Here is a 23,274-nt window from a genome sequence, read left to right as displayed (position 1 = left end):
TCTGTTTTACTTCAGGACGTTTTTAATATGAATAAATTTGCGCCTTTAAGTTCGAAGGTCGCTGCGTTATTGCATGGCGCCGACTATAACCCGGAGCAATGGGAGAATTACCCCGGTATTATTGAAAAAGATATTGCCATGATGCAGCAGGCGAAATGTGATGTCATGTCGGTGGGCATATTTAGCTGGGCGAAGCTCGAACCGCGTGAAGGGGAATATGATTTTGTCTGGCTGGATAACGTCATTGATAAATTATATTCAGCGGGGATCCATATTTTCCTCGCCACGCCGAGCGGTGCGCGCCCGGCATGGATGTCGCAAAAATACCCGCAGGTGCTGCGCGTAGGGCGTAACCGCGTGCCTGCGCTGCACGGTGGACGTCATAACCACTGTATGTCTTCCCCGGTGTACCGTGAGAAGACATTCAAAATGAATAGCTTACTGGCTGAGCGTTATTCACAGCACCCGGCGGTGCTGGGCTGGCATATCTCCAATGAGTACGGCGGTGAGTGCCACTGCGATCTGTGCCAGGAGCGCTTTCGTGACTGGCTGAAAGCGCGCTACAAAACCCTGGATGCGCTGAACCACGCATGGTGGAGCACCTTCTGGAGCCACACCTATAGCGACTGGTCGCAGATTGAGTCCCCTGCGCCGCAGGGCGAGGTGTCCATTCACGGTCTGAACCTCGACTGGCGCCGCTTTAATACGGCGCAGGTAACAGATTTCTGTCGCCATGAGGTTGCGCCGCTAAAAGCCGTCAACGCAGCGTTGCCGGTGACGACCAACTTCATGGAGTACTTCTACGATTACGACTACTGGCAGCTTGCGAAAGCGATCGACTTTATCTCCTGGGACAGCTACCCGATGTGGCACAAGGAGAAAGACGAAACCCAGCTCGCCTGCTATACCGCCATGTACCACGACATGATGCGCAGCCTGAAAGGCGGCAAACCTTTTGTGCTGATGGAGTCCACGCCGAGCACCACCAACTGGCAGCCGACCAGCAAGCTGAAAAAGCCGGGGATGCATATTCTCTCGTCAATGCAGGCGGTGGCACACGGGGCCGATGCCGTACAGTACTTCCAGTGGCGTAAAAGCCGCGGTTCGGTGGAGAAATTCCACGGGGCGGTTATCGACCACGTGGGGCATCTTGATACGCGTGTCGGGCGCGAAGTGACGCGTCTGGGCGAAATGCTTGAACGCCTGCCGGGGGTGGTCGGGTGTCGCACGCAGGCACGGGTGGCGATTATCTTCGACCAGCAAAATCGCTGGGCGCTGGACGATGCCGAAGGGCCGCGCAACATGGGGATGGAGTACGAAAAAACCGTTAACGAACACTACCGTCCGTTCTGGGAAAAAGGCATCGCTGTGGATGTGATTGATGCCGATGGCGATCTCAGCCAGTACGCGCTGGTGATTGCGCCGATGCTTTATATGGTGCGGGAAGGCTTCGCCGAACGCGCAGAAGCGTTTGTCGCCGGGGGCGGCCATCTGGTGACCACCTACTGGAGCGGCATCGTGGATGAAAGCGATCTTTGTCATCTCGGCGGGTTCCCGGGGCCGCTGCGTAAACTGCTCGGCATCTGGGCAGAAGAGATCGACTGTCTCGGTGAGGGAGAACGTAATCTAATACAGGGGCTGGCGGGTAATGCGGCTGGCCTGCAGGGGCCGTATCAGGTTCGTCATCTGTGCGAACTGATCCATGTCGAAAACGCTCAGCCGCTGGCGACCTACCGGGATGATTTCTACGCCGGTCGGCCTGCCGTGACGGTGAACCGTTTCGGTAAGGGGAAAGCGTGGCATGTGGCGTCGCGCAACGATCTGCCGTTCCAGCGTGATTTCTTCGCCGGGATTATTGACGAACTGGCGCTGCCGCGGGCCATGGAATGCGATTTCCCACCGGGTGTGGTGGCAACGGCCCGCACGGACGGCGAAACCACGTGGGTGTTTGTGCAGAACTACACCGCCCAGCAGCAGCTCATTACGCTGCCGCAGGGGTATACCGACTGCATGACCGATGCCGCCGCCGCGGGTGATACCGCTCTGCTGCCGTGGGATTGTCGGGTACTCAGGCGTAAAGCGTAGTCGCTGAGGGCGTCGCGTCGTACAACCCTGGCTAATCAATCTGAAGGCGCCTGCTCTATGAGCAGGCATTTTTTTATCTGCATAACAGAGAGGCGTATTATGGACAGTGAAATAACTCAGCGTTTAATTCCTGCATTCGGCGGCGACGATAATATCGAACATGTTGAAGCCTGCATTACCCGTCTGCGCGTCACGGTAAAAGATTTAAATAAGGTGGATACGCAGGCGTTACAACAGGAGGGGGCGCTAGGCGTGATTATTATCGGCCAGCAGGTGCATGCGATATTTGGCCGGCAGTCTGATACCTTGCGGCAATTATTAGATGCGCATTTTAATCACTAACAATAAAAAAGGGATAGCCAAAATAATGGCTATCCCAAACGAGGAGAATAGACTGCCAGTTGTTGGAGATACAATAACGATTAACGCATATCAGGAAATAAACATTACCACCAGGCTTCCACCTGCACGCCAACGTTCCAGGTATTATTTGCGGTGCCGTCTTCGAAGGATTGTCCTTTCTCGGAGTCATTCAGGTAAGAGGCGAAGACGCGCAGTTCCGGACGCGACATAAAATCAGGCCCATCCGCCAGTCCGAGTGCGAGGGTGTACTTCTCTCCGCTCTGCTTGTAGCTGGAGCCGTCGGTGTAGGTATCTTTCTGGTAGAAACCGCCCACTTCACCAATCAGACGCACGTATTCGGTGAACTGGTACTGTGCGCGACCCACCAGAGAGACAAGGCGCGATTTATCGGTGAATTGCGTGGTGTCATCCGCCGAGCCCCAGGTCAGCACGTGGTTGAAGGAGAGCTTGTCCGTAATCGGAATTAAGCCGGTGTTAATCACACGGTAGCCGCTGGCGTCGTTCACGTAGTTCCACATGTCATACCAGCCGCCGCCCTGGGACACCATGTTCTGCGCCAGGCCTTTGTTCGCATACTGCAGCACCAGCTTGTTGTAGTCGCCTAACATGTCCTGGCTGATCTCACCGGTGACCATGACGCCGTTGTCGGCCTCATACAGCCCACCGTACTCTTTCTGCTTATTGGTGGGGTTTGGCATGGCGTAATCAATGCCCACTTCAGTCCATGCACCCGCCCACGGCTTCCAGCCCGCATAGCGAAGGTCGATGTAGTTGATATTGACGTCGCTATCGCCGTCCACGCGGTAGTCCACGTCGTTGGCATCGCCACGGATCCAGGCCACGGACACCGCACCCGGTCCGAGGGTGTAGTTTTCGATACCGGCACCCGCGCCTGAGATGTTCCAGTATTTGGTGTCAATGATGTGCAGGTCATGGCGCTGGTAGTAGCGCTTACCGCCCCAGATTACCGCGTTCGGATCGCCAGGGATCAGCCCCTTGATCTGCAGATTCAGCTGACGCAACCCGAACTGCGCATCGTCGCCGAAGGTGGTTTCATTGTCGTTAGAGCCGTCAGAGACCATGCTCACCATGCTGTCGAGGTAGAAGCTGACATCGTTCTTTTTGTACACCTCTGAGCCCAGCTCCAGCTCGCCGTAGGTATCGGCCTCGTTACCCAGACGGCCAATTTTATTTTTTTGCCACTCCTCCATCCCACCATCCCGTGAGACGCCCACACCGGAGCGAAGATACCCATGAAAATCAATTGGTACTGAAGACGCTGCAAACAGCGAAGGAGACGCTAACGCGGCAGCCAACGCAACAGATACAGAGCGGATCGTCGTGTTCATTGTTACCCTCTTATTGTTTTGTAATACGTTCACAAATCCGTTGTCATAAAATGCCTAAACCTTTTTTCTGGCAATTGCGTGATCGTTAATCTGTGATTAAGTGCAAATAAAATAGCCAATTTTGTTACGATTGATGAGGTGTGACCAGAAATATAGTATTGTGAACGTAATACTTTTTGATGGTGTTATGGCAGCCAGACGTGCCCAGTGGGCGTTTTTTTATATCGCCCCTGATACAATCAGCGCATAACAACATAAGGAACCGGACCATGAAGTCGAAAAGCGCAACGTTAGAGGACGTCGCACGCCATGCGGGCGTCTCCTATCAGACCGTGTCCAGGGTACTGAATAAATCTGCCAATGTATCCGAAGCCACGCGTCACAAGGTGGAGAAATCCATAGAGTTATTGCGGTATGTCCCGAACCGCCTGGCGCAGCAGCTGGTCGGAAAGCAGACCCAGACCGTCGGACTGGTGACGATTTCGCTGGCTTTGCATGCGCCGTCACAGGTCGCCGCGGCGGTAAAACGCTATGCAAATGTGGAAGGGTATCAGGTGTTGATCTCCATGATTGATGAGAACGTCAACCACAGCATCCAGGATTCGATCAATGAACTGAAATCTCAGCTCGTCAGTAAGGTGATCATCAATGTCCCGCTGGAAGCAGAGCAGGCGCAGAAAATCGCGACGGACAACGACGATATCGTCTGTCTGTTCCTCGACGTTGACCCTTACAGTTCCGTGTTTAACGTTTCGTTTAACCCGGCAGATGGCACCCGTGCCAGCGTCAAATATCTCTACGAACTGGGGCACCGGGAAATCGCGTTGCTGGCGGGGCCAGCCTCTTCTGTCTCGGCGCAGCTCAGGCTGAAAAGCTGGATTGAAACCCTGAAAGGTTACGGTCTGGAGCCGGCCTCGGTGATCCGCGGGAACTGGGATGCGCAGAGCGGTTACGCGGGTGCGTTGCAGATGCTGCGCGAGACGCCGCAATTTTCTGCCGTGCTGGTGGCCAACGACCAGATGGCGCTGGGGGTACTAAGTGCTTTCCATCAGCATCAGATTTCCATTCCGGGTGAAAAATCGGTGATTGGCTACGATGACACCTACGAAAGCTCATTCTTCTATCCGGCATTGACCACGGTATCGCTGGACCTGGATCTGCAGGGGAAAGAGGCGGTGCGCCGCATTCTTGACAGTGGCGAAGACAATGCCGTGCGCATGTCATCCATTTTGCCTGCCCGGCTGGTGGCGCGGCAGTCGACCGGGCCGAAAGGTGAGAAGGGCAAAAACCTGCAGGCGCTGGCGCAACAGCTTCGTGATATCGCACATCAGCTTGGCGATATGTAAAACGGTGAGCACCTCAACCCGGTGGGTGAGGTGCTGCACTCTTATTCCAGCCCCAGCGTGTACTGCGCAATCTTGAAGTAGATAATCAGACCGGTTCCGTCGATAAGCGTCGCGATAAAGGGCGCGGAAACGACGGCCGGGTCAATGCCGCAGCGCTTCAGTACCATCGGAATAACTGACGAGACAATCGCACTCCACAGCGTAATGCAGACCAGCGTCAGGCTGACGATAAGGGTAATTTCCAGCCCGATACCCATCATCCAGGCGCGAACACACCCGGCAAGACCAAGCGTGGCGGCAATCATCAGCGAGGTGGTCATCTCCTTTCGTAACACGCGGCCAACGTCGCGCAGACGCACTTCACCCAGTGCCATTGCACGCACCAGCGTGGAGGTGATCTGCGTCCCGCTGTTCCCACCGGTCCCTATCAGCAGCGGAATAAAAAAGGCCAGGGCAATGGCGGATTCCAGCGCCTCTTCGAAGTGCTGAATAACCGAGCTGGTATAGGCTTCAGCGACAAACAACAGCAGCAGCCAGACGGAGCGTTTTTTCCACAGGCTGAAGGGGCTGGTTTCCAGATACGGCTTTTCCAGCGGCAGCGTTGCTCCCTGGAGCTGGGCATCTTCGGTGACATCATCTTCCAGCAGATGGGCGATTTCGCGTTCGGTCAGGCAGCCTACCACTTTACCGTGCGTGACCACCGGCACGACATCCGCCTCGCCGTGGGCCAGCAGCCCGGCGACATCGGCACGCTCGTCTTCCGGTTTGACCTGCAGAAATTGAGAAATCATCAGCGTTTTCACCGGCTGTACCGTATCGGCGGTCTGCAGCAGTTTGCGCACTGCAACCATGCCCGCCAGCCGACCGTTATCTTCGAGGAAAATATGTGATGGAATATCATCGTCTTTTAATTTTTCGAAAAATTGCTCGCGTGCCAGCGCCACGCATAATGAAATATCGAGGACGATAAAATCGGTATTCATATATTGCGCGATTGCGCTGTCATTGAATGCCAGGTTTTGATTGTGAATAGCGTAAGACATAGTGAATTCCCTTTGAATAATAAAATCTCTCAGGGGCGAGCAAGACAGGGCATGTCGAAGAGGAGATCCCCACGTCCTGGGTTCAGCACTGTACACCGTATCCCGTAAGGGAAGTTATACTGACAAAGCCTTGATTCGACAGTGCCTGTTTTACCCTGTGCCGGTTCTCTCGACCCCACCAGAGCGATAACGTGTATTTGTACAGGAGCCTCGCCATAACGAGATCGTTGTAAAACGAGAGGGATAATACGCCACTTTAAACATCGCGCTGTGGAATTTAAAAGACGTTTAAGAAACGTTTAGAACAATAATTTAATCCCGCGTATTAATGACATCGATTATTCATCAATGACGGTGGTTATTGCTCAAGAGAGTATAATTCCACCTAAATGGCGCTGACATTTTCGCGTGTCGTTAATGCCTTCCTGCTGGAGGTCTGAGCGGTTGATACCCCATTTAAGGTTGTTCGTTTCTAATGGTCAGCATCACGAACGCTGCGGGGTGGAATATGACGTGGTTTGACAATCTGCTGAATCATTTTGCGCTCTATCCGACGCATCTGTTCGCGCTGCTTTTCGTCATCGCGCTGAGCAAGTCTACGGTACTGGTTTCCTCCGTGCTTCCGCCGGCCTCGGTGATGCTGCTGGCAGGGATCACCGTCAGCCAGACCAGCCTGCATCCGGGACTGACGTGGCTGGCTGTCGCGGCGGGTGCCGCAACAGGGTCGGTATTGAATTATCATATCGGCCAGTTGATGGGCCACACGCGGCTGGTCACGCGCTTCACCTCCCGGCACGCCGAGACATTTTTGCGGGTACAACATCAGCTGCAGAAAAACGGCGTGCTGGTGCTCTTTACCGCGCGTTTCCTGGCGGTGCTGCGTTATATCGTCCCGCTGGCAGCGGGCATGCTCAGACTGAACGCGGCGAAGGTGTACGCGGTAAGCCTGATTTCAGCCGTCGTATGGGCGGCGCTGTATGTCGGCATCGTCACCGGCATCAGCGCCTTTTGACCTACAGGTTTCCCATTCCGCCGTCGACCAGCAGTTCCGTTCCCACCATATAGCGCGATTCGTCAGAGGCAAGATAGAGCGCGGCTTTCGCCAGCTCCGTCGGCGTGCCCATTCTGCCCAGCGGCACAAGTTTGGTGATATCCCCCAGCATCGCCTTGAGCGCTTCCTCGCTTAACCCCGTTTTATTAAATGCCGGTGTTTCTACCGGACCCGGGCTCAGGCCGTTGACGCGAATACCGCGCGGCAACAACTCCCCTGACAGCGTGCGTGCCAGCGACAGTAATCCCGCCTTGCTGGCGGCATAAACGCTGCTGGCAGGCAGCCCGATGCGGGCGCTCACGGACCCGCACAGGATCACAGAGGAGGGATTATTGAGCAGCGGCAGCAGGGCCTGAATCAAAAAGAACGGTCCTTTAAGGTTGATGCCCATCAGGCGATCCCAGGCGTCTTCCTGCCACTCTTCAAGCAGCCCGTGCGTCACATCGCCGGCGTTAATAAACACGGCATCAAGACGTGGCCAGCGAGAGGAGAGTGTGTCCGCCAGCGCTTTTTGCGCGGCGATGTCACCCGCATCGGTCGGAATAACCCAGGCATTATCGCCCAGAATGCGTTGTGCTTCGGCAAGGGTATCCGGGTTACGTCCGGTGACAGCAACGTGCGCCCCTTCGGCAATAAATTCCTGCGCGGTAGCGAGTCCAATACCGGAAGTGCCGCCGGTAATCAGCGTATATTTACCTGCTAAACGACCCATGTGCTTCTCCTGAAATGACTCTGGAGAAAGCACTATAGAAACGTTAGTATCGAAAGGAAACCAGGTACCATTTGGATACTAATGAGGCAAGAGGTGTGCTATGGCGGAATCACTCACTATACCCTGTGAAAAAAAATCTGAGGTTTATCTCTGCCCGATGACGCAGTTTGTAAACCTGATTTCCGGTAAGTGGGCGATCCCGGTGCTCTATCGCCTGATTATGCTCAATGCACCGGTCCGGTTTGGCGATCTGCTGCGCGCCGCCGCCCCCATCACGCAAAAAGAGCTCACGAAGCAGTTGCGCCTGTTTGAGCAGCGCGGGCTGGTGTCGCGCACTATCTACCCGGAGATCCCACCGCGGGTGGAGTACCAGATAACCGCGCTGGGATTAACCCTGCAGAGCGCGCTCTCCCCGCTGGCCGACTGGATGAGCGAATACGGCGATCGCCTTGAAAAGTAATCCTCAGTTTGCGAAACGCTTCCCGGAAAATTGTCACGAATCTGTCACACTCACTGCGACATTTTAAAACGAGTGAGGAATTAGGGATGAGAAAAGCACTACTCGCGCTGGCAATCGCCGGTTCCATTGCAGTGACATCTGGCGTGCAGGCGCAAGAGACGCCGGAAGGGTATCAGCTGGAACAAGTTTTAATCATGAGTCGCCATAATTTGCGCGCGCCGCTCGCCAATAATGGCAGCGTGCTCGAGCAATCCACACCGAAGCAGTGGCCAGAATGGGAGGTGCCAGGCGGCCAGCTCACCACCAAAGGTGGCGTGCTTGAAGTCTACATGGGCCACTATATGCGCGAGTGGCTGGCACAGCAGGGGATGGTGAAAACCGGCGAGTGCCCGGCCGCGGATAGCGTATATGCCTATGCCAACAGCCTGCAGCGCACTGTCGCCACCGCGCAGTTCTTTATCACCGGCGCCTTCCCGGGGTGCGATGTGCCTGTGCATCATCAGGAAAAAATGGGCACCATGGATCCGACCTTTAACCCGGTGATTACGGATAACTCACCTGCATTCCGTGAAAAAGCGCTGAAGGCGATGGAGACTGAGCGGCAGAAAATGCAGCTTGGCGAGAGCTACAAGCTGCTGGAGCAGATGACGAATTACGCCGATTCACCGTCCTGTAAAGAGAAGAACGTGTGCTCGCTGGCAGAGGCGAAAGATACCTTCAGCGCCGACTATGAAAAAGAACCTGGCGTATCGGGGCCGTTAAAAGTCGGTAACTCGCTGGTGGATGCCTTCACGCTGCAGTATTACGAAGGCTTCCCGGCAGACCAGGTTGCCTGGGGGGAAATTAAAACCGATCAGCAGTGGCGCGTGTTGTCGCAGTTGAAAAATGGCTATCAGGACTCGCTGTTTACCTCCACCGAGGTGGCGCAAAACGTGGCCAAACCGCTGGTGAAGTATATCGACCAGGCCCTCGTCACCGGGCAGGCGAAAGCGCCGAAAATCACCCTGCTGGTGGGGCATGATTCCAATATCGCGTCGCTGCTTACGGCGCTGGATTTCAAACCGTACCAGCTGCATGACCAGCACGAGCGGACGCCAATTGGCGGGAAAATTGTTTTCCAGCGCTGGCATGATAAAAACGCCAACCAGGAGCTCATGAAGATTGAGTATGTCTATCAGAGCGCCGACCAGCTGCGTAACGCCAGCGTACTGTCACTGGATGCGCCGGCACAGCGTGTGACGCTGGAGCTGAAGGGGTGTCCGGTTGATGCGAACGGTTTTTGCCCAATCGATAAATTCAATGCGGTGATGAATAACGCGGCGAAATAGGTAAAACCCCCCGCTCAGGCGGGGGGAAACGTTCAGACGTTTTTACGTTCGATGGTTTGCTCACCCCAGAAGAGCGCGTCTTTGTCCGTTTTCCCGAAGGCACGTTCCAGCACTTCATCGCTGCCTTCTTCCCAAATCTGCTCTGCCAGCTTCTCGTCATAGTTCGCGACTTCAAAAATGGCTTCGGCGATCTCCGGAGAGGTGTTGCGTAAACTTGCCCATTCACCCACGCGGTGGGCTTTGGATTCTTGAGTTGGCATGCTTGTCCTCCTGTTGAGTTAGCCGTTCAGTTTTTTGGCGAGGCCTGCGACATACTCACCCTGATAGCGGGCGATAGTGAGCTCTTCGTTGCTCGGCTGTCGGGAGCCATCGCCACCGGCAATGGTGGTGGCGCCGTACGGTGTCCCGCCACGAACCTGGGAAATATCAAACAGTTCCTGCGCGCCGTAGCCAATCGGCACAATCACCATCCCATGATGAGCAAGGGTAGTCCAGGTTGACGTAATCGTCTGCTCCTGACCGCCGCCGGTCCCGGTGGAGCTGAAGACGCTGGCGAGTTTGCCGTATAACGCTCCGGATGCCCAAAGTCCTCCGGTTTGATCGAGGAAGGTCCGCATCTGGCCTGACATATTGCCAAATCGGGTAGGGGTGCCGAAAATAATGGCATCGTAATCAGCCAGTTCCTGCGGGGTGGCAACCGGGGCATTTTGTGTTTTCCCCCCGGCTTTGGCGAACGCCTCAGCCTGCATCGTTTCCGGTACGCGTTTCACCACAACTTCTACGCCGTCCACTCTGTTTGCACCTTCTGCTACCGCGTGAGCCATGGTTTCAATGTGTCCATACATGGAATAATAGAGCACCAGAACTTTTGCCATTTTGCATCACTCCTCGTTTGTGTTTTCTGACAGCGGATCGCTGCGTTCATTTAAAGATAAGTCATCACAGCCAGACTGCAAAAATGAACGGCATTTCTTTGATTTATAACAATATGGATACAAAAGCGCTTTGTAGCAAAATGAAACAACTTTCCCGCTGCGGATTTTTAAAATGATAAGAAAGGCTTATAAATGGCCGTCGCGTAATCTCACCCGAATGGCTGAGATCATGTTGCAGAATATTACCTCTGACTTGCCGGATAGCCGCATTCCACTAAGCTTAATTTCACGCGGCACAGATAAAGGCACTGTCCTTCAGCCGCGCGGTGAAAGAATCCTCTTTTACTGAATGCAATATGATGTCTAATGTTTCACACTCTGGAGGTTAGAGATGGCAAACCATCGTGGTGGTTCAGGTAATTTCGCTGAAGACCGTGAAAGAGCATCAGAAGCAGGTCGTAAAGGTGGCCAGTCTAGCGGGGGGAATTTCAAAAATGACCCTCAGCGCGCATCAGAAGCTGGCAAAAAAGGGGGCAAAAACAGTCATGGCAGCAATAAGTAATACGCCGGACTGATACCCTGCCGCCGGGATCTCCCGGCGGTTTTTTATTTCTGCAACATTGAACTGTCACCAAAGGCATCGCACACTAGAGGATTGATGCTTATTTGCTGGTGCCGCATGTCTCTCTCCCGTTTCACATTCTCCGTCAAACCTCAGGAAGCCCTTCTCATTCTGATCACCATGTTCTGGGGCGGAACCTTTCTCGCCGTCCAGTATGCGGTTACGCTGAGCGGTCCGTTCTTTTTTGTCGGCCTGCGCTTTGCGACGGCGGCGATTGCCGTGGGATTACTCTCGCTTAAAACCTTGCGTGGGCTGACGCTTAAAGAACTGAAGGCCGGGGTGGCCATTGGGGTTGCGATTGCCATGGGCTACAGTCTGCAGACGTGGGGATTGCAGACCATCACCAGCAGCAAATCGGCGTTTATTACCGCCATGTATGTGCCGCTGGTGCCGTTACTGCAATGGCTCTGTCTGGGGAGAATACCGGGTCTGATGTCCTGCACGGGGATCGTGCTGGCGTTTATTGGCCTTATCTTGCTTGCCGGGCCGGAAAACAACCTGCTGGCGCTGGGGCCGGGCGAAATCATTACGCTGGTGGGCGCTATCGCGATTGCCGCGGAAATTATTCTGATCAGCGCCTGGGCTGGCAAAGTGGACGTCAAGCGCGTCACCGTGGTTCAGCTGGCGACCGCGTCGCTGGTGGCTTTTGCCACCATGGTGCCGGCAGGGGAGTCTGTTCCGCCGATGTCCACCGGGCTGGTTGTGGTGGCGCTGGGGCTGGGCATCTTTAGCGCCATTATTCAGGTCACCATGAACTGGGCGCAGCGCAGCGTTTCCCCGACGCGTGCGACGGTTATCTATACTGGTGAACCGGTATGGGCGGGCATTTTCGGGCGTATCGCCGGAGAGCGTTTACCGCTGCTGGCGCTGGTGGGTGCGGCGTTTATTGTCGCCGGCGTGCTGGTGAGTGAGCTGAAGCTGAAACGGAAGAAAAAAGCGCTGCCAGAGCGTGACAGCGCTGCGATAAATCAAGAGTCCTGATGTACCACGTCGCCCTGCGGTGCGGCCGCTTCCCGGCGGCTCAGCAGGGCGTTAAGCAGGATTGCGCCAAAGGTTGCGGTGCCAATCCCACCAAGGGTGAAGCCGCCCAGCGTCAGGGCAAAATCTCCCGCCCCCAGCACCAGCGTGACCGCCACCATAATCAGGTTGCTGTTCTGGCTCAGATCGACACGATGTTGCACCCAGATGCGTGCCCCGGCAACGGCAATCAGACCAAATACCACAATCGATGCCCCACCAATCACCGGCGCGGGAATGGTGTGGATCAGCGCGCCGAATTTCGGTGAGAAGCCGAGGAGCATCGCCATCACCGCTGCCGCCACGAAGACCAGGGTGGAGTAAACTTTGGTCACTGCCATCACACCAATATTTTCAGCGTAGGTCGTTACACCGCTGCCGCCGACCGAGCCGGAGAGCATGGTAGCCAGACCGTCGCCGACAAAGGCGCGGCCCATGTAAGGGTCCATGCTGCGCCCGGTCATACCCGCAACGGCTTTCAGATGGCCTAAGTTTTCTGCCACCAGGATCACCGCAACCGGCGCAATTAACATCATCGCCTGCGTGTTAAAGACCGGAGACGTCACCTGCGGCAGGCCGAACCAGGCGGCGTTATGCAGCAGCGTAAAATCAACCGGCTTGCCCAGACCGAAGACGTTTGCCAGCAGGGCGTACACCAGACAGGCAACGATTAACCCCACCAGGATCAACAGTCGCTGGATCATCCCCCGCGTAAACACCGCCACCAGGCCAATGCAGAGTACCGTGATCACCGCCATCCAGCTTTCAAAGGGCGAACCGGAGACGCTTCTGACGGCTATTGGCGCAAGGTTCAGACCAATTGCCATCACCACCGCCCCGGTGACGACGGGAGGCATCATCCGCTCTATCCAGCGCGTCCCGACCTTCATGACCACCAGGCCAATCAGCGTGTAGACCAGCCCGCAGGCGATAATGCCGCCGAGCGCGACGCTCAGATTCGGGTTGATGCCCTGACCGTTAAAGCCGGTGGTGGCGATGACCACGCCGACAAACGCAGCGCTGGAACCAAGATAGCTGGGCACGCGCCCGCCGGTGATGAAAAAGAACAGCAGGGTACCGATACCCGACATCAGAATGGACAGATTGGGATCAAGCCCCATCAGCATGGGCATCAGCACCGTTGCGCCGAACATCGCGACCGCGTGCTGAACCCCCATCACTAAGGTTGGTCCGAGCGGGAGCCTTTCATCCGGCGCGACCACGCCAGGTTCCGTAGAGGTCGATTTCAACTGCCAGTGGGGAAAACCGAACATTGCCATGAGCTGACTCCTTAAGGAGGGTTAACAGGCGGGTCGCATAAGCGCGTGATAGCCGCGGTCAAACCACACCAGCCCTTGCGGCGCGGGGTGGCGAATAATCGAAACGATGTCGCAAAACAGGATGTCGTGCGTGCCCACGCTCACCACCTGGCTGATACGGCAGTCAAACGAGGCCAGCGCCTCCTCAAGACGCGGGCACCCCGTTTCGCCGGTCTCCCAGCGCGCGGCGGCGAAGCGCTCGTCCATCGGGGTTTTCCCCCCAAACAGGTTTGATAGCGGCTCTTGTCCGGCGCTCAGGGTATTGACGCACAGGGTGCGGTTTTCACTGAAGGTCGGCCAGACGGATGCGCCACGGTTCAGGCATACCAGCAGCGTGGGCGGTGAATCCGTTACGCTGCACACCGCGCTGGCGGTGAAACCCGCCATCCCGGCAGGACCGTCGGTGGTGATGATATTGACCGCCGCACCGACGCAGGCCATGGCATCACGGAAGGTTTGTTTATCGGGTGTCATCATGCTGGCTCCTTATGCCAGTGCGCATGCGTCTTCAAAGGCCAGACGCGGCAAACGGCCGTAGAGTTTGCTGGTATCGCCATAGCCAATATTGATAAGCAGATTACTTTTCAGCGACGTGCCGGTGAAAAACGCGTCGTCGACTTTTTGGCGATCAAAGCCTGACATCGGGCCCGTATCGAGCCCCAGCGCCCGACAGGCGAAAATCAGGTAAGCCGCCTGCATCGCGCTGTTGCGAAAGGCTGTCTCTTCGGCAAGCGCCGGGCTTGAGGTAAACCAGCTCCGCGCATCCCCGTGGGGGAACAGGGCGGGAAGGCGTTCATAAAATTCACTATCCCAGGCGACAATCGCCGTGACCGGGGCGGTGAGGGTTTTCTCCAGGTTGCCGCTGGAAAGCGCCGGGCGCAGTTTTTCTTTTCCCTCTGCGCTTCGTACAAACACAATCCGCGCTGGCGAGCAGTTGGCGGACGTGGGACCCCATTTCATCAGGTCGTAGATCTCGCGCAGCGTCTCGTCGCTGACGGGGATCGCCTGCCAGCCGTTATGGGTGCGTGCGCCGGTAAACAGTGATGCCAGCGCGGCAGGGGTAATCGCTTCGCTCATCAGGGCTCCTTATAAAGCGGGTTCAGGGCTGTGCAGCAGGCTGGCAAGCCCGTTCAGCAGCAGCGTATTAAAAGTTTCTGGCTCGGTGACGTTGCAGGCGTGCCCGCCCTGGCGCATTACCACCTTGTGGCTGCCGGGGATGGCCGCCTGCAGCTCAGTGGAACAGACCGCAGGGATGAGCAGATCGTCGGCGGAGCAGATAAGGTGTACCGGGCAGTGAATGCGTGAGGCATGGCGACTGAAGTCCGCTTTCTTCAGGGCATTCAGCCTGTGCAGCAGGTTGTTTTTGCCCTGGAAGTGGGCCAGTGCCAGGGCCTCTTCGGCCTCCAGGCGCGGCGCGCGGGCGGCCATCCAGTCGGCCGGGTAAAGAAACAGCGGCTGCGCCTCTACCCACGCCTGTGCGCCGCCTGCATGAAGCAGGCGTTCACGGATCTGGAAACAGCGTCGGGTATGAGCATTCAGAGTGAGCCAGCCGTTCACGCACACCAGCGCGCTGAGGGCATCGGGGTGGTCGAGCGCCAGCTGCAGGCCGATCAGCGCCCCCAGCGCATGACCCACGACGCAGTAACGAACGATCCCGGCGGCATTCAGCGCCCGGGCCAGCTCGTCGGCCATCATCGCCAGGCTGTAGGCTTCCGGCAGCACGTCGGGATTATTGCCCGTCCCGCGCTGGTCGTAGCACACCACCTGGTACTCTTGCTCCAGGACGGCAAGCTGCGGTAGCCAGTAGCTGCCGCCCCCGCCAAGCCCGGCAATCAGGACAACCGTGGGCGCGCCGTCGTAAGGGGGAGGTGAGACAGAGAGCTTCATGGCCGCCTCACTTTGCGATGTGTGCAACGGTCGCGATTTCAACCAGCGCATCTGGCTTCACCAGCCCACACTGAATGCAGAACCGGGCCGGTTTATCACCGGGAAAGAACTCGGCGTAAATGTCGTTAATCGCGGCGTAGTTTTTCCAGTCGGTGATAAAGATACTGTTGAACGTCACATCCTCCATTGTGCCACCCGCTGTTTCGATCACTTTTTTGATCGTCTCCAGCACGTGGCGGGTTTGCGCCTTTGGGTCGTTGGGGTAGACCACGTTATTGTGCTGATCAAACGGCAGCGTGCCGGATACATACACCACACCATCGGCCAGCGTGCCGGGCACGAACGGGGCAATCGGGGTACTGGTTCCTGGCGGAATAATCACGGATTTCGGCATGGTCTTGTTCCTCAGGCAATACGGGCTAACGGTGGATTCAGGGCGTCGCAAAAATCCGCGACGTTGCTGACCCAGCCAAAAAAGGTTTCGATGTTGAACAGGGCCGCTTGCTGCGCAAACGCCGGCCCGGCCTGATGGGTGGCGTCTTCCAGCACCACGCCAAAATATTCCAGGAAGAAGCCGTCGCGCAGGGTGGATTCCACGCAGACGTTGGTAGCGATGCCGGTAAAGACCAGATGACGGATCCCCCGGCTGCGCAGCAGGCTGTCGAGCGGGGTGTTAAAAAAGCCGCTGTAGCGCGGTTTGGGCAGCACGATATCGCCTGCCTCTGGCACCAGCTCATCCACCAGCTGGTAATCCCAGCTGCCTTTCGCCAGCAGTGTGCCCTGCAGTTCGGGCCGTTTGCGCATGGTTTTCAGGGCGTTCGATTTATGGAAATTGGGAGAGCCCGGGCCACCGGCCTCCACATATTGATCGTCCCAGCCGTTCTGGAACCAGACGATCAGCATGCCTGCCGCGCGGGCTGCGTTGACGGCGGTTTTAATGTTTTCAATCACCGGTCGGGTGGCGGAGACGTCAAATCCCGCCAGATCCAGATAGCCGCCCTGGCTGGCATAGGCGTTTTGCATATCCACCACAATCAGGGCGCTTTGGTGCGGCGCAAAGGTGATGGCTTCCGGACGTGCTGCAAGCGTGGTCATTACGCGACCTCCTTTGTGATAGCAGGAATGTGGGCGCGGCACTGCATCAGCGGCTGAATGCGCTCGCCGAATGTTTCCACACCGGTCAGGAACTCATCGAAGGTCAGCAGCACGCCTTCCGCACCGGGCACGGCGGCCACTTCATCGAGCATTCTGGCGACGCTGGCATAGGAACCGACCAGCGTGCCCATGTTGATGTTGACCGCTGAGGTCGGGTCGGCCATCTGACGGACGTTGGTGTCCGAGCCGGAACGGGTATCTTTCTGGCTCTGTTCGGTGAGCCAGCTCAGCGCTTCATCGTCCGCGCCCGCCTTATACCGTTCCCATTTCGCGCGGGCGGCGTCGTCGGTTTCGTCGGCAATGACCATAAACAGGACATAGGAACCCACATCGCGACCGGTTTTGTCCGCGGCCTCTTTCATGCGTGCCGCGGTCGGGGCGAAGGCGGCTGGGGTATTCACGCCTTTGCCAAAGCAGAAGTTGAAGTCGGCGTATTTAGCGGAGAATTCCATTCCTGCGTCGCTCTGCCCGGCGCAGATCACTTTCATCGGGGCGGAAGGCTGCGGGCTGACGCGGCAGTCGTTCATGGTGAAGTAATCACCTTTGAAGTCGCTTTTGCCGGTGCCCCAGAGATCGCGCAGCACCTGCACATACTCGGTCAGGTAGTCGTAGCGGCGGGAGAAATACTCGTCGCCCGGCCAGATCCCCATCTGCTCATACTCAGGTTTTTGCCAGCCCGTAACCAGGTTAACGCCAAAGCGACCACCGGAGATGGAGTCGATGGTGGAGGCCATTCTGGCAACGATCGCCGGCGGCAGGGTGAGGGTGGCGGCCGTCGCGTAGATCTGAATGCGCGAGGTGACGGCTGCCAGCCCGGCCATCAGGGTGAAGGACTCCAGGTTGTGATCCCAGAATTCGGTTTTGCCGCCGAAACCCCGCAGCTTGATCATCGAAAGCGCAAAATCGAAATGGTAGTGCTCCGCCTTTTGCACAATGGCCTTATTCAGCTCAAAAGTAGGCATGTATTGCGGGGCGGTGGTCGAGATTAGCCAGCCGTTGTTGCCGATAGGTACAAATACGCCAATTTTCATCACGAACCTCTCTTTACGACGTTGCAGGTAAAGAGGGGTTTGCAAAGGCAATGCCAGTTTTGAAAATGGCTTTGTTATTAATGTGTTAATCAATGGTTGGTTAATTGAGGTATGCAAATGTGGACTAAATGGTCAAAAACATTGCACAGAAAACAGGCATTCATGCGCGATCGGAGTGCAGAGTGTCGTGGTCGGTGAGGGGTTTTGCTATGCTGATGGCAACGCAAAATATGGAGAGCGGGAATGACACAAGGTGCAGTGAAAACACCCGGTAAACGTTCGCAGGCGGTCAGTGCGAAGAAGCAGGCCATCCTCGGTGCGGCGCTGGAGACCTTTTCGCAGTTTGGTATTCATGGCACGCGCCTTGAGCAGGTGGCGGAACTGGCCGGGGTGTCGAAAACGAATCTGCTCTACTACTACCCGTCGAAAGAAGCGCTTTATATTGCGGTGATGCAGCAGATCCTCGATATCTGGCTGGCGCCGCTCAAGGCGTTTCGCGAAGAGCTTGCCCCGCTGGTGGCGATCAGGGAGTACATTCGCCTGAAGCTGGAGGTGTCGCGTGATTATCCGCAGGCGTCACGGCTGTTCTGCCTGGAGATGCTGCAGGGCGCACCGCTGTTGCAGGCGGAACTGACCGGGGATTTAAAACAGCTGGTTGACGAGAAATCGGCCATTATTGCCGGATGGGTGGCGGGCGGGAAGCTGGCTCCAGTTGACCCACATCATCTGATCTTTATGATTTGGGCCTCCACTCAGCATTACGCTGACTTTGCGGCCCAGGTTGAAGCGGTGACCGGTAAAACGCTCCAGGATGAGGCGTTTTTCCACAGCACGCTGGAAAACGTTCAGCAGATGATCATTGAAGGGATCCGCGTGCGTTAGTTTCCCGGCGGAAGAGGGCAGCTTAAATCGCCCTCTTCACACTGCATCAGTGAGGCAAGAAACGCTTCACGCTCAACGGTTTTTTCGCTCAGGCACTGGCTGATGATCATCGGCTGGACGCTGCCTCCCTCCGTACCCGACCCGATAAAGTTGCAGTCGGCATCGCGCAGGGCAATCCACGCTTGCTGTGCCTTTTTCAGAAGCTCACGCTGTGGGGCTTCTGCGCGTTTGATGGCAGCCTGATACGTCTGATTCAGTTTTTTATCGGCTGCCTGGTACTGCTGCGCCGTACAGGTGTTCATTTCAAGCTGGGTGGTCGCATTTGCGCACTCTTCTGCCAGCGCGTTCGCGCTCAGCAGCAATGCAGCCCCCGCGATCAGATATCTTTTCATCATCCCCTCCATGTAAAAAAGCCGGATGCGCTGTGCTTATCCGGCCCTGGTTATTTTGTCACCCCGGTAAGCGTAGTGCCACCGGGGATATTTTACACGATTAACCGATAGTCATCAGGCTCGCGTTACCGCCCGCTGCCGCGGTGTTCACGCTGAGCGAGCGCTCAACGTACAGACGTTCCAGCAGCAGGTTGGTTTCGCCGCGGGCAAAGCCCTGTACCGAAACAATCGCACCGCTGCGGGCCGCTACCTGCTCGCACAGTTCGCGCAGCTGGTCGGAATCACCGTGATAGATAACGGCATCAAACGGCTGAGTCAGCAGGGCATCGGGCTTCACAAAATGAATGCGGGCAGAGACCGCTTTCGGCAGCTGTTTCGCGAGGTCACGATGCAGTGCATCTTCCGGCCACAGCACTTCACAACCGGTTGCAGCAGCAGCGGCCAGTTGAACCAGCGCATCCTGCTCGTTGTCTGCCACGCACAGCACACGCTCGCGCGGCATCAGCGTCCAGGTGTTGCGCTCACCGGTTGGCCCCGGCAGCAGGCGCTGCGTACCCGCCTGCGCCAGTTCGCCATACTGCTGTGCGACAGCGCGCAGTTCCGGGCGTTTTTCTGCCCACGTGATGAGCGCTTCAAGCGGCTGTGTCAGCATGGCCTTCAGCTGCGCGTCCACCGGACGTTCGGCATCCTGACGTGCCAGCGTCACGCCGAGCGCATTGTCCGGACGGTTTGCCAGCAGACGGTACAGGTAGAGTGGACCACCGGCTTTTGGACCGGTACCTGACAGACCTTCACCGCCGAACGGCTGTACGCCCACTACCGCGCCGACCATGTTACGGTTGACGTACAGGTTGCCTACTTTAGCGCTGCCGGTCACCTGAGCGATGGTCTCATCGATGCGGGTATGCACGCCGAGGGTCAGGCCATAGCCGGAGGCGTTTATCTGTTCAATCAGCTCGTTGAGGTTGTTACGGTTGTAGCGCACCACGTGCAATACCGGGCCAAAGACCTCTTTTTTCAGCTCGTCGAAGCTGGCCAGTTCAATCAGCGTTGGCGGCACAAAGGTGCCGGTCTGCCACTCGCGGGCATCCTCGCTGTTTTCACGCACGGCCTGGAAGACCGGACGGCCTTTGGCGCGCATGGTCTGAATGTGGTTTTCGATATTTGCTTTGGCTTCCGCGTCGATAACCGGCCCGATATCGGTCGTGAGACGGCCCGGGTTACCCATACGACATTCGGCCATCGCGCCGCGCAGCATCTTCAGCGTGTGGTCTGCCACGTCATCCTGCAGACACAGCACGCGCAGGGCGGAACAGCGCTGGCCCGCGCTGTCGAAGGCGGAGGAGAGAACATCGACCACCACCTGCTCGGTGAGCGCGGAGGAGTCGACGATCATGGCGTTCATGCCGCCGGTTTCAGCGATGAGCGGCGTTGGACGCCCCTGCGCATCAAGACGGGTGGCAATATTGCGCTGCAGCAGGGAGGCCACTTCAGTCGAGCCGGTAAACATCACGCCGCGCACACGGTTATCGGCGGTCAGTTTCGCCCCAACCGTTTCACCGCGGCCCGGCAACAGCTGTATGACACCCGCAGGCACGCCCGCTTCCAGCAGAATGTTAATACCCTGAGCGGCAATCAGCGGGGTCTGCTCCGCCGGTTTTGCCAGCACGCTGTTGCCTGCGGCAAGTGCGGCGGCAATCTGGCCGGTGAAGATCGCCAGCGGGAAGTTCCACGGACTGATACACACCACCGGACCGAGAGGACGGTGGGTTTCGTTATCGAAATCATCACGAACCTGGCCTGCGTAGTAGTGCAGGAAGTCGACCGCTTCACGAACTTCGGCAATGGCGTTGCTGAAGGTTTTACCTGCTTCGCGCACCAGGATCCCGATGAGCGACTGCATCTGGTCTTCCATCAGCACCGCAGCACGTTCCAGAATGGCGCCACGCTCTTGCGGCGGCGTCGCGAACCAGATTGGCGCGTTATTCACCGCGCTGTCCAGCGCCTGATCCACTTCTGCTTCGGTTGCTTCCCGCACGTAGCCGACGATATCTTTTGGCTCCGCCGGGTTAATCACGGGCTGCATTTCGCCATCAGCGACGGGCTGCTCCAGAATCGGTTTGGCCTGCCATTTCTGCAGCGCGCTGTTGAGCAGGGCGGAGGAGAGGGAGGCCAGACGGTGTTCGTTCGCCAGGTCCAGGCCCGCGGAGTTCACGCGACCTTTGCCGTACAGTTCGCGCGGCAGCGGGATCTTCGGATGCGGCAGGCCAATCTGACCTTCCTGGGCCGCCATCTTCTCAACCGCCTGCACCGGATCGGCAACCAGCTCGTCAAGCGGCAGGGTGGTATCGGCGATACGGTTAACGAAGGAGGTGTTCGCCCCGTTCTCCAGCAGGCGACGCACCAGGTACGCCAGCAGGGTTTCATGGGTGCCCACCGGGGCATAAATACGGCATGGACGGTTCAGTTTGCCATCCGCCACTTTACCGGTGACCTGCTCGTACAGCGGTTCCCCCATGCCGTGCAGGCACTGGAACTCATACTGACCCGGATAGTAGTTCTGACCGGCCAGGCTGTAGATGGCCGCCAGAGTGTGGGCGTTATGGGTGGCAAACTGCGGGTAAATCAGGTTCGGCACGCCGAGCAGTTTTTTCGCGCAGGCAAGGTAGGAGACATCGGTGTAAACCTTGCGGGTATAGACCGGATAGCCTTCCAGACCTTCCATCTGGGCGCGTTTAATTTCGCTGTCCCAGTAGGCGCCTTTTACCAGGCGGATCATCAGGCGACGGCGGCTGCGGCTTGCCAGGTCAATCAGGTAATCAATCACGAACGGACAACGTTTCTGATACGCCTGGATAACGAAACCAATTCCGTTCCAGCCTGCCAGCTCCGGCTCGAAGCACAGTTTTTCCAGCAGATCGAGGGAGATCTCCAGGCGGTCGGCCTCTTCGGCATCGATGTTGATACCGATGTCGTACTGGCGCGCCAGCAGGGTCAGGGATTTCAGGCGCGGATAGAGCTCTTCCATCACCCGGTCGTACTGCGCACGGCTGTAGCGCGGATGCAGGGCCGAGAGCTTGATGGAGATCCCCGGGCCTTCATAAATACCACGACCGTTTGACGCTTTACCAATGGCGTGAATCGCCTGCTGGTAAGAGACCATATAAGCCTGCGCGTCGGCGGCGGTCAGCGCCGCCTCACCCAGCATGTCGTAAGAGTAGCGGAAACCTTTATCTTCGAGCTTACGGGCGTTGGCCAGCGCTTCCGCGATGGTTTCGCCGGTAACAAACTGCTCGCCCATCAGGCGCATCGCCATATCCACACCTTTGCGGATCAGCGGTTCACCGCTCTTGCCGATGATGCGGTTCAGGGAGCGGGAGAGGTTGGCTTCGTTATGGGTCGAGACCAGTCGGCCGGTAAACAGCAGGCCCCAGGTCGCCGCGTTGACGAACAGCGACGGGCTGCGGCCAATGTGTGACTGCCAGTTACCGTTGCTGATTTTGTCGCGGATCAGTGCGTCACGGGTGGCTTTGTCAGGAATACGCAACAGCGCTTCCGCCAGACACATCAGCGCTACGCCCTCCTGAGAGGAGAGGGAAAACTCCTGCAGCAGCCCCTGTACCATTCCGGCGCGGCCGGTGGCATTTTTCTGGTTACGCAGTTTGTCGGCAAGCTGATACGCCAGGCTGTGCGCCTGAGAGGCAATGGCTTCTGGCAGACGGGCCTGCTCCAGCAGCATCGGTACGGCGTCGGTTTCGGCACGACGGTAAGCACCGGTAATGGCGGCGCGGCTGACCGACTGAGGCAGGATCTGCTCGGCGAATTCAAGGAACGGCTGATGGTTTTCGTCAGCAGCGGCGGAAACCTCATCACTTTCATTGGCCGCACCCGCCAGCAGCGCGGGCAGCTCTGGCAGCCCCTCATCGCTTTCGAGTCTTTCGAGGTAGTTAAAAATCGCCTGCTTGATTAGCCAGTGCGGCGTGCGGTCAATGCGGGTTGCTGCGGTCTTAATCCGTTCGCGGGTTGCGTCATCCAGCTTAACCCCCATGGTGGTCATACCCATGCCAAAGCTCCTGTTGTTCTGTCGTCGTGTGCTATCGATAGCGTGAAATATCCACCATGTTGCAACTTTGTGCAACCGTGTTAAATGTGACCTGGTTTGCAACCCAGGAAATGAATGGAATGTTAAGAGATGGTTAGCTGGAAAAAAGTGCTGGCTTCTGGATGAGAGGCCTGTTTTTATGCGGGACTTAACACTTTTAAAAGGTGCAACCCGTAAAAGCGTGAGCGAGTGCAACCTATACGAAAGACGTATAAAACCAGGGATGAATTTGATGTAAATGCAGTGTTAAATCGT

Annotated in this window: 23 protein-coding genes and 1 riboswitch; of the genes, 9 read left to right on the top strand and 14 right to left on the bottom strand. The window is 57.0% G+C overall.

The annotated features are described in order from the left end of the window. The first annotated feature begins 27 nt into the window (after positions 1-27). Complete coding sequence (locus tag AB6731_RS07840; protein WP_371006110.1) at positions 28-2,085, top strand: beta-galactosidase; 2,058 nt, start codon at positions 28-30, stop codon at positions 2,083-2,085. Positions 2,086-2,184: 99 nt separating this feature from the next. Next, entirely contained in the window at positions 2,185-2,427 is a 243-nt protein-coding gene (locus tag AB6731_RS07835; RefSeq protein WP_025204491.1) for a glucose PTS transporter subunit EIIB, read from the top strand. 104 nt (positions 2,428-2,531) lie between these two features. Here AB6731_RS07835 and AB6731_RS07830 read toward each other — a convergent pair whose 3' ends face one another. Further along, positions 2,532-3,797 carry a maltoporin gene (locus AB6731_RS07830; protein ID WP_371006109.1) on the bottom strand — a complete coding sequence of 422 codons (1,266 nt, stop codon included), beginning with the start codon at positions 3,795-3,797 and terminating at the stop codon, positions 2,532-2,534. A 269-nt stretch (positions 3,798-4,066) separates the two neighbouring features. On the opposite strand from AB6731_RS07830, the gene AB6731_RS07825 reads away from it, so the two are divergent. Then, positions 4,067-5,143 (top strand): LacI family DNA-binding transcriptional regulator, encoded by a 1,077-nt coding sequence (locus AB6731_RS07825; RefSeq protein ID WP_371006107.1) that lies wholly within the window; start codon positions 4,067-4,069, stop codon positions 5,141-5,143. A 41-nt stretch (positions 5,144-5,184) separates the two neighbouring features. Here AB6731_RS07825 and AB6731_RS07820 read toward each other — a convergent pair whose 3' ends face one another. After that, complete coding sequence (locus tag AB6731_RS07820; RefSeq protein WP_020884727.1) at positions 5,185-6,186, bottom strand: magnesium transporter; 1,002 nt, start codon at positions 6,184-6,186, stop codon at positions 5,185-5,187. Between the two features lie 60 nt (positions 6,187-6,246). Continuing rightward, a riboswitch (M-box (ykoK) riboswitch) is annotated at positions 6,247-6,416 on the bottom strand. Between the two features lie 278 nt (positions 6,417-6,694). Here AB6731_RS07820 and AB6731_RS07815 point away from each other — a divergent pair. Beyond that, on the top strand, positions 6,695-7,198 hold the full coding sequence (locus AB6731_RS07815) for a DedA family protein (RefSeq protein ID WP_371006106.1): 504 nt from the start codon (positions 6,695-6,697) through the stop codon (positions 7,196-7,198). A 1-nt stretch (position 7,199) separates the two neighbouring features. Here the strand turns inward: AB6731_RS07815 and AB6731_RS07810 are convergent, their stop codons facing one another. Continuing rightward, on the bottom strand, positions 7,200-7,949 hold the full coding sequence (locus tag AB6731_RS07810; protein ID WP_044857451.1) for an SDR family oxidoreductase: 750 nt from the start codon (positions 7,947-7,949) through the stop codon (positions 7,200-7,202). Between the two features lie 100 nt (positions 7,950-8,049). Here AB6731_RS07810 and AB6731_RS07805 point away from each other — a divergent pair, with 100 nt between their 5' ends. Continuing rightward, positions 8,050-8,409, top strand: coding sequence for a helix-turn-helix domain-containing protein (locus AB6731_RS07805; RefSeq protein WP_020884724.1), 360 nt, complete (start codon positions 8,050-8,052; stop codon positions 8,407-8,409). A gap of 86 nt (positions 8,410-8,495) precedes the next feature. Continuing rightward, positions 8,496-9,737: a bifunctional glucose-1-phosphatase/inositol phosphatase gene (gene agp, locus AB6731_RS07800; protein WP_025204488.1), complete on the top strand. Its 1,242-nt coding sequence runs from the start codon at positions 8,496-8,498 to the stop codon at positions 9,735-9,737. Between the two features lie 32 nt (positions 9,738-9,769). On the opposite strand, the gene AB6731_RS07795 is transcribed toward agp, so the two are convergent. Together AB6731_RS07795 and wrbA are read right to left on the bottom strand one after the other, a co-directional pair. After that, positions 9,770-9,997: a YccJ family protein gene (locus AB6731_RS07795; RefSeq protein ID WP_014169490.1), complete on the bottom strand. Its 228-nt coding sequence runs from the start codon at positions 9,995-9,997 to the stop codon at positions 9,770-9,772. A gap of 18 nt (positions 9,998-10,015) precedes the next feature. Beyond that, complete coding sequence (wrbA, locus tag AB6731_RS07790) at positions 10,016-10,612, bottom strand: NAD(P)H:quinone oxidoreductase (RefSeq protein ID WP_014169491.1); 597 nt, start codon at positions 10,610-10,612, stop codon at positions 10,016-10,018. 391 nt (positions 10,613-11,003) lie between these two features. Here wrbA and AB6731_RS07785 point away from each other — a divergent pair, with 391 nt between their 5' ends. Together AB6731_RS07785 and AB6731_RS07780 are read left to right on the top strand one after the other, a co-directional pair. After that, complete coding sequence (locus AB6731_RS07785; protein ID WP_001273664.1) at positions 11,004-11,174, top strand: general stress protein; 171 nt, start codon at positions 11,004-11,006, stop codon at positions 11,172-11,174. A 117-nt stretch (positions 11,175-11,291) separates the two neighbouring features. Further along, positions 11,292-12,215: a DMT family transporter gene (locus tag AB6731_RS07780; RefSeq protein ID WP_041162529.1), complete on the top strand. Its 924-nt coding sequence runs from the start codon at positions 11,292-11,294 to the stop codon at positions 12,213-12,215. Here AB6731_RS07780 and rutG read toward each other — a convergent pair. From rutG to rutA, 7 genes are read right to left on the bottom strand one after another with little or no spacing between them, the layout of a single operon-like run. Then, positions 12,203-13,531 (bottom strand): pyrimidine utilization transport protein G, encoded by a 1,329-nt coding sequence (gene rutG / locus AB6731_RS07775; RefSeq protein WP_014169495.1) that lies wholly within the window; start codon positions 13,529-13,531, stop codon positions 12,203-12,205. The two genes, AB6731_RS07780 and rutG, sit on opposite strands and share 13 nt — an antisense overlap. 21 nt (positions 13,532-13,552) lie before the next feature. Then, positions 13,553-14,047: an NADH-dependent FMN reductase RutF gene (gene rutF / locus AB6731_RS07770; RefSeq protein ID WP_014169496.1), complete on the bottom strand. Its 495-nt coding sequence runs from the start codon at positions 14,045-14,047 to the stop codon at positions 13,553-13,555. 9 nt (positions 14,048-14,056) lie between these two features. After that, a complete protein-coding gene (locus AB6731_RS07765; protein WP_086532700.1) occupies positions 14,057-14,647 on the bottom strand; it encodes a malonic semialdehyde reductase in 591 nt (196 codons plus the stop codon). A gap of 9 nt (positions 14,648-14,656) precedes the next feature. Further along, positions 14,657-15,457 carry a pyrimidine utilization protein D gene (gene rutD / locus AB6731_RS07760; protein WP_020884719.1) on the bottom strand — a complete coding sequence of 267 codons (801 nt, stop codon included), beginning with the start codon at positions 15,455-15,457 and terminating at the stop codon, positions 14,657-14,659. A 7-nt stretch (positions 15,458-15,464) separates the two neighbouring features. Continuing rightward, positions 15,465-15,851 carry a pyrimidine utilization protein C gene (gene rutC / locus AB6731_RS07755; RefSeq protein WP_020884718.1) on the bottom strand — a complete coding sequence of 129 codons (387 nt, stop codon included), beginning with the start codon at positions 15,849-15,851 and terminating at the stop codon, positions 15,465-15,467. Between the two features lie 11 nt (positions 15,852-15,862). Then, positions 15,863-16,552 carry a pyrimidine utilization protein B gene (gene rutB / locus AB6731_RS07750; protein WP_020884717.1) on the bottom strand — a complete coding sequence of 230 codons (690 nt, stop codon included), beginning with the start codon at positions 16,550-16,552 and terminating at the stop codon, positions 15,863-15,865. Further along, positions 16,552-17,643: a pyrimidine utilization protein A gene (gene rutA / locus AB6731_RS07745; protein WP_025204484.1), complete on the bottom strand. Its 1,092-nt coding sequence runs from the start codon at positions 17,641-17,643 to the stop codon at positions 16,552-16,554. Before rutA ends, rutB begins: the two co-directional genes overlap by 1 nt. A 243-nt stretch (positions 17,644-17,886) precedes the next feature. Between rutA and rutR the strand changes: the two genes are divergently transcribed. Further along, entirely contained in the window at positions 17,887-18,525 is a 639-nt protein-coding gene (gene rutR, locus AB6731_RS07740) for an HTH-type transcriptional regulator RutR (RefSeq protein WP_371006105.1), read from the top strand. On the opposite strand, the gene AB6731_RS07735 is transcribed toward rutR, so the two are convergent. Together AB6731_RS07735 and putA are read right to left on the bottom strand one after the other, a co-directional pair. Next, positions 18,522-18,917, bottom strand: coding sequence for a lysozyme inhibitor LprI family protein (locus AB6731_RS07735; RefSeq protein WP_121340430.1), 396 nt, complete (start codon positions 18,915-18,917; stop codon positions 18,522-18,524). The two genes, rutR and AB6731_RS07735, sit on opposite strands and share 4 nt — an antisense overlap. A gap of 100 nt (positions 18,918-19,017) precedes the next feature. Beyond that, entirely contained in the window at positions 19,018-22,980 is a 3,963-nt protein-coding gene (gene putA, locus AB6731_RS07730; RefSeq protein WP_371006104.1) for a trifunctional transcriptional regulator/proline dehydrogenase/L-glutamate gamma-semialdehyde dehydrogenase, read from the bottom strand. Positions 22,981-23,274: the final 294 nt, after the last annotated feature.

The organism is Enterobacter sp. RCC_40 (genome assembly GCF_041360735.1).
GTDB classification, from domain to species: Bacteria; Pseudomonadota; Gammaproteobacteria; order Enterobacterales; family Enterobacteriaceae; genus Enterobacter; species Enterobacter ludwigii.
The sequence above is the reverse complement of the archived record's forward strand: the minus strand, read 5'-3'. Positions and strand labels throughout refer to the sequence as shown.

What these genes read in the sequence shown, in the direction of transcription:
- AB6731_RS07735 (WP_121340430.1), bottom strand. Translation starts at nt 18,917, where the DNA reads ATGAAAAGATATCTGATCGCGGGGGCTGCATTGCTGCTGAGCGCGAAC.
- wrbA (WP_014169491.1), bottom strand. Translation starts at nt 10,612, where the DNA reads ATGGCAAAAGTTCTGGTGCTCTATTATTCCATGTATGGACACATTGAA.
- rutA (WP_025204484.1), bottom strand. Translation starts at nt 17,643, where the DNA reads ATGAAAATTGGCGTATTTGTACCTATCGGCAACAACGGCTGGCTAATC.
- rutG (WP_014169495.1), bottom strand. Translation starts at nt 13,531, where the DNA reads ATGGCAATGTTCGGTTTTCCCCACTGGCAGTTGAAATCGACCTCTACG.
- AB6731_RS07805 (WP_020884724.1), top strand. Translation starts at nt 8,050, where the DNA reads ATGGCGGAATCACTCACTATACCCTGTGAAAAAAAATCTGAGGTTTAT.
- agp (WP_025204488.1), top strand. Translation starts at nt 8,496, where the DNA reads ATGAGAAAAGCACTACTCGCGCTGGCAATCGCCGGTTCCATTGCAGTG.
- AB6731_RS07840 (WP_371006110.1), top strand. Translation starts at nt 28, where the DNA reads ATGAATAAATTTGCGCCTTTAAGTTCGAAGGTCGCTGCGTTATTGCAT.
- AB6731_RS07810 (WP_044857451.1), bottom strand. Translation starts at nt 7,949, where the DNA reads ATGGGTCGTTTAGCAGGTAAATATACGCTGATTACCGGCGGCACTTCC.
- putA (WP_371006104.1), bottom strand. Translation starts at nt 22,980, where the DNA reads ATGGGTATGACCACCATGGGGGTTAAGCTGGATGACGCAACCCGCGAA.
- AB6731_RS07795 (WP_014169490.1), bottom strand. Translation starts at nt 9,997, where the DNA reads ATGCCAACTCAAGAATCCAAAGCCCACCGCGTGGGTGAATGGGCAAGT.
- rutB (WP_020884717.1), bottom strand. Translation starts at nt 16,552, where the DNA reads ATGACCACGCTTGCAGCACGTCCGGAAGCCATCACCTTTGCGCCGCAC.
- AB6731_RS07830 (WP_371006109.1), bottom strand. Translation starts at nt 3,797, where the DNA reads ATGAACACGACGATCCGCTCTGTATCTGTTGCGTTGGCTGCCGCGTTA.
- rutC (WP_020884718.1), bottom strand. Translation starts at nt 15,851, where the DNA reads ATGCCGAAATCCGTGATTATTCCGCCAGGAACCAGTACCCCGATTGCC.
- AB6731_RS07835 (WP_025204491.1), top strand. Translation starts at nt 2,185, where the DNA reads ATGGACAGTGAAATAACTCAGCGTTTAATTCCTGCATTCGGCGGCGAC.
- AB6731_RS07765 (WP_086532700.1), bottom strand. Translation starts at nt 14,647, where the DNA reads ATGAGCGAAGCGATTACCCCTGCCGCGCTGGCATCACTGTTTACCGGC.
- AB6731_RS07815 (WP_371006106.1), top strand. Translation starts at nt 6,695, where the DNA reads ATGACGTGGTTTGACAATCTGCTGAATCATTTTGCGCTCTATCCGACG.
- rutF (WP_014169496.1), bottom strand. Translation starts at nt 14,047, where the DNA reads ATGATGACACCCGATAAACAAACCTTCCGTGATGCCATGGCCTGCGTC.
- rutR (WP_371006105.1), top strand. Translation starts at nt 17,887, where the DNA reads ATGACACAAGGTGCAGTGAAAACACCCGGTAAACGTTCGCAGGCGGTC.
- AB6731_RS07785 (WP_001273664.1), top strand. Translation starts at nt 11,004, where the DNA reads ATGGCAAACCATCGTGGTGGTTCAGGTAATTTCGCTGAAGACCGTGAA.
- AB6731_RS07825 (WP_371006107.1), top strand. Translation starts at nt 4,067, where the DNA reads ATGAAGTCGAAAAGCGCAACGTTAGAGGACGTCGCACGCCATGCGGGC.
- AB6731_RS07780 (WP_041162529.1), top strand. Translation starts at nt 11,292, where the DNA reads ATGTCTCTCTCCCGTTTCACATTCTCCGTCAAACCTCAGGAAGCCCTT.
- AB6731_RS07820 (WP_020884727.1), bottom strand. Translation starts at nt 6,186, where the DNA reads ATGTCTTACGCTATTCACAATCAAAACCTGGCATTCAATGACAGCGCA.
- rutD (WP_020884719.1), bottom strand. Translation starts at nt 15,457, where the DNA reads ATGAAGCTCTCTGTCTCACCTCCCCCTTACGACGGCGCGCCCACGGTT.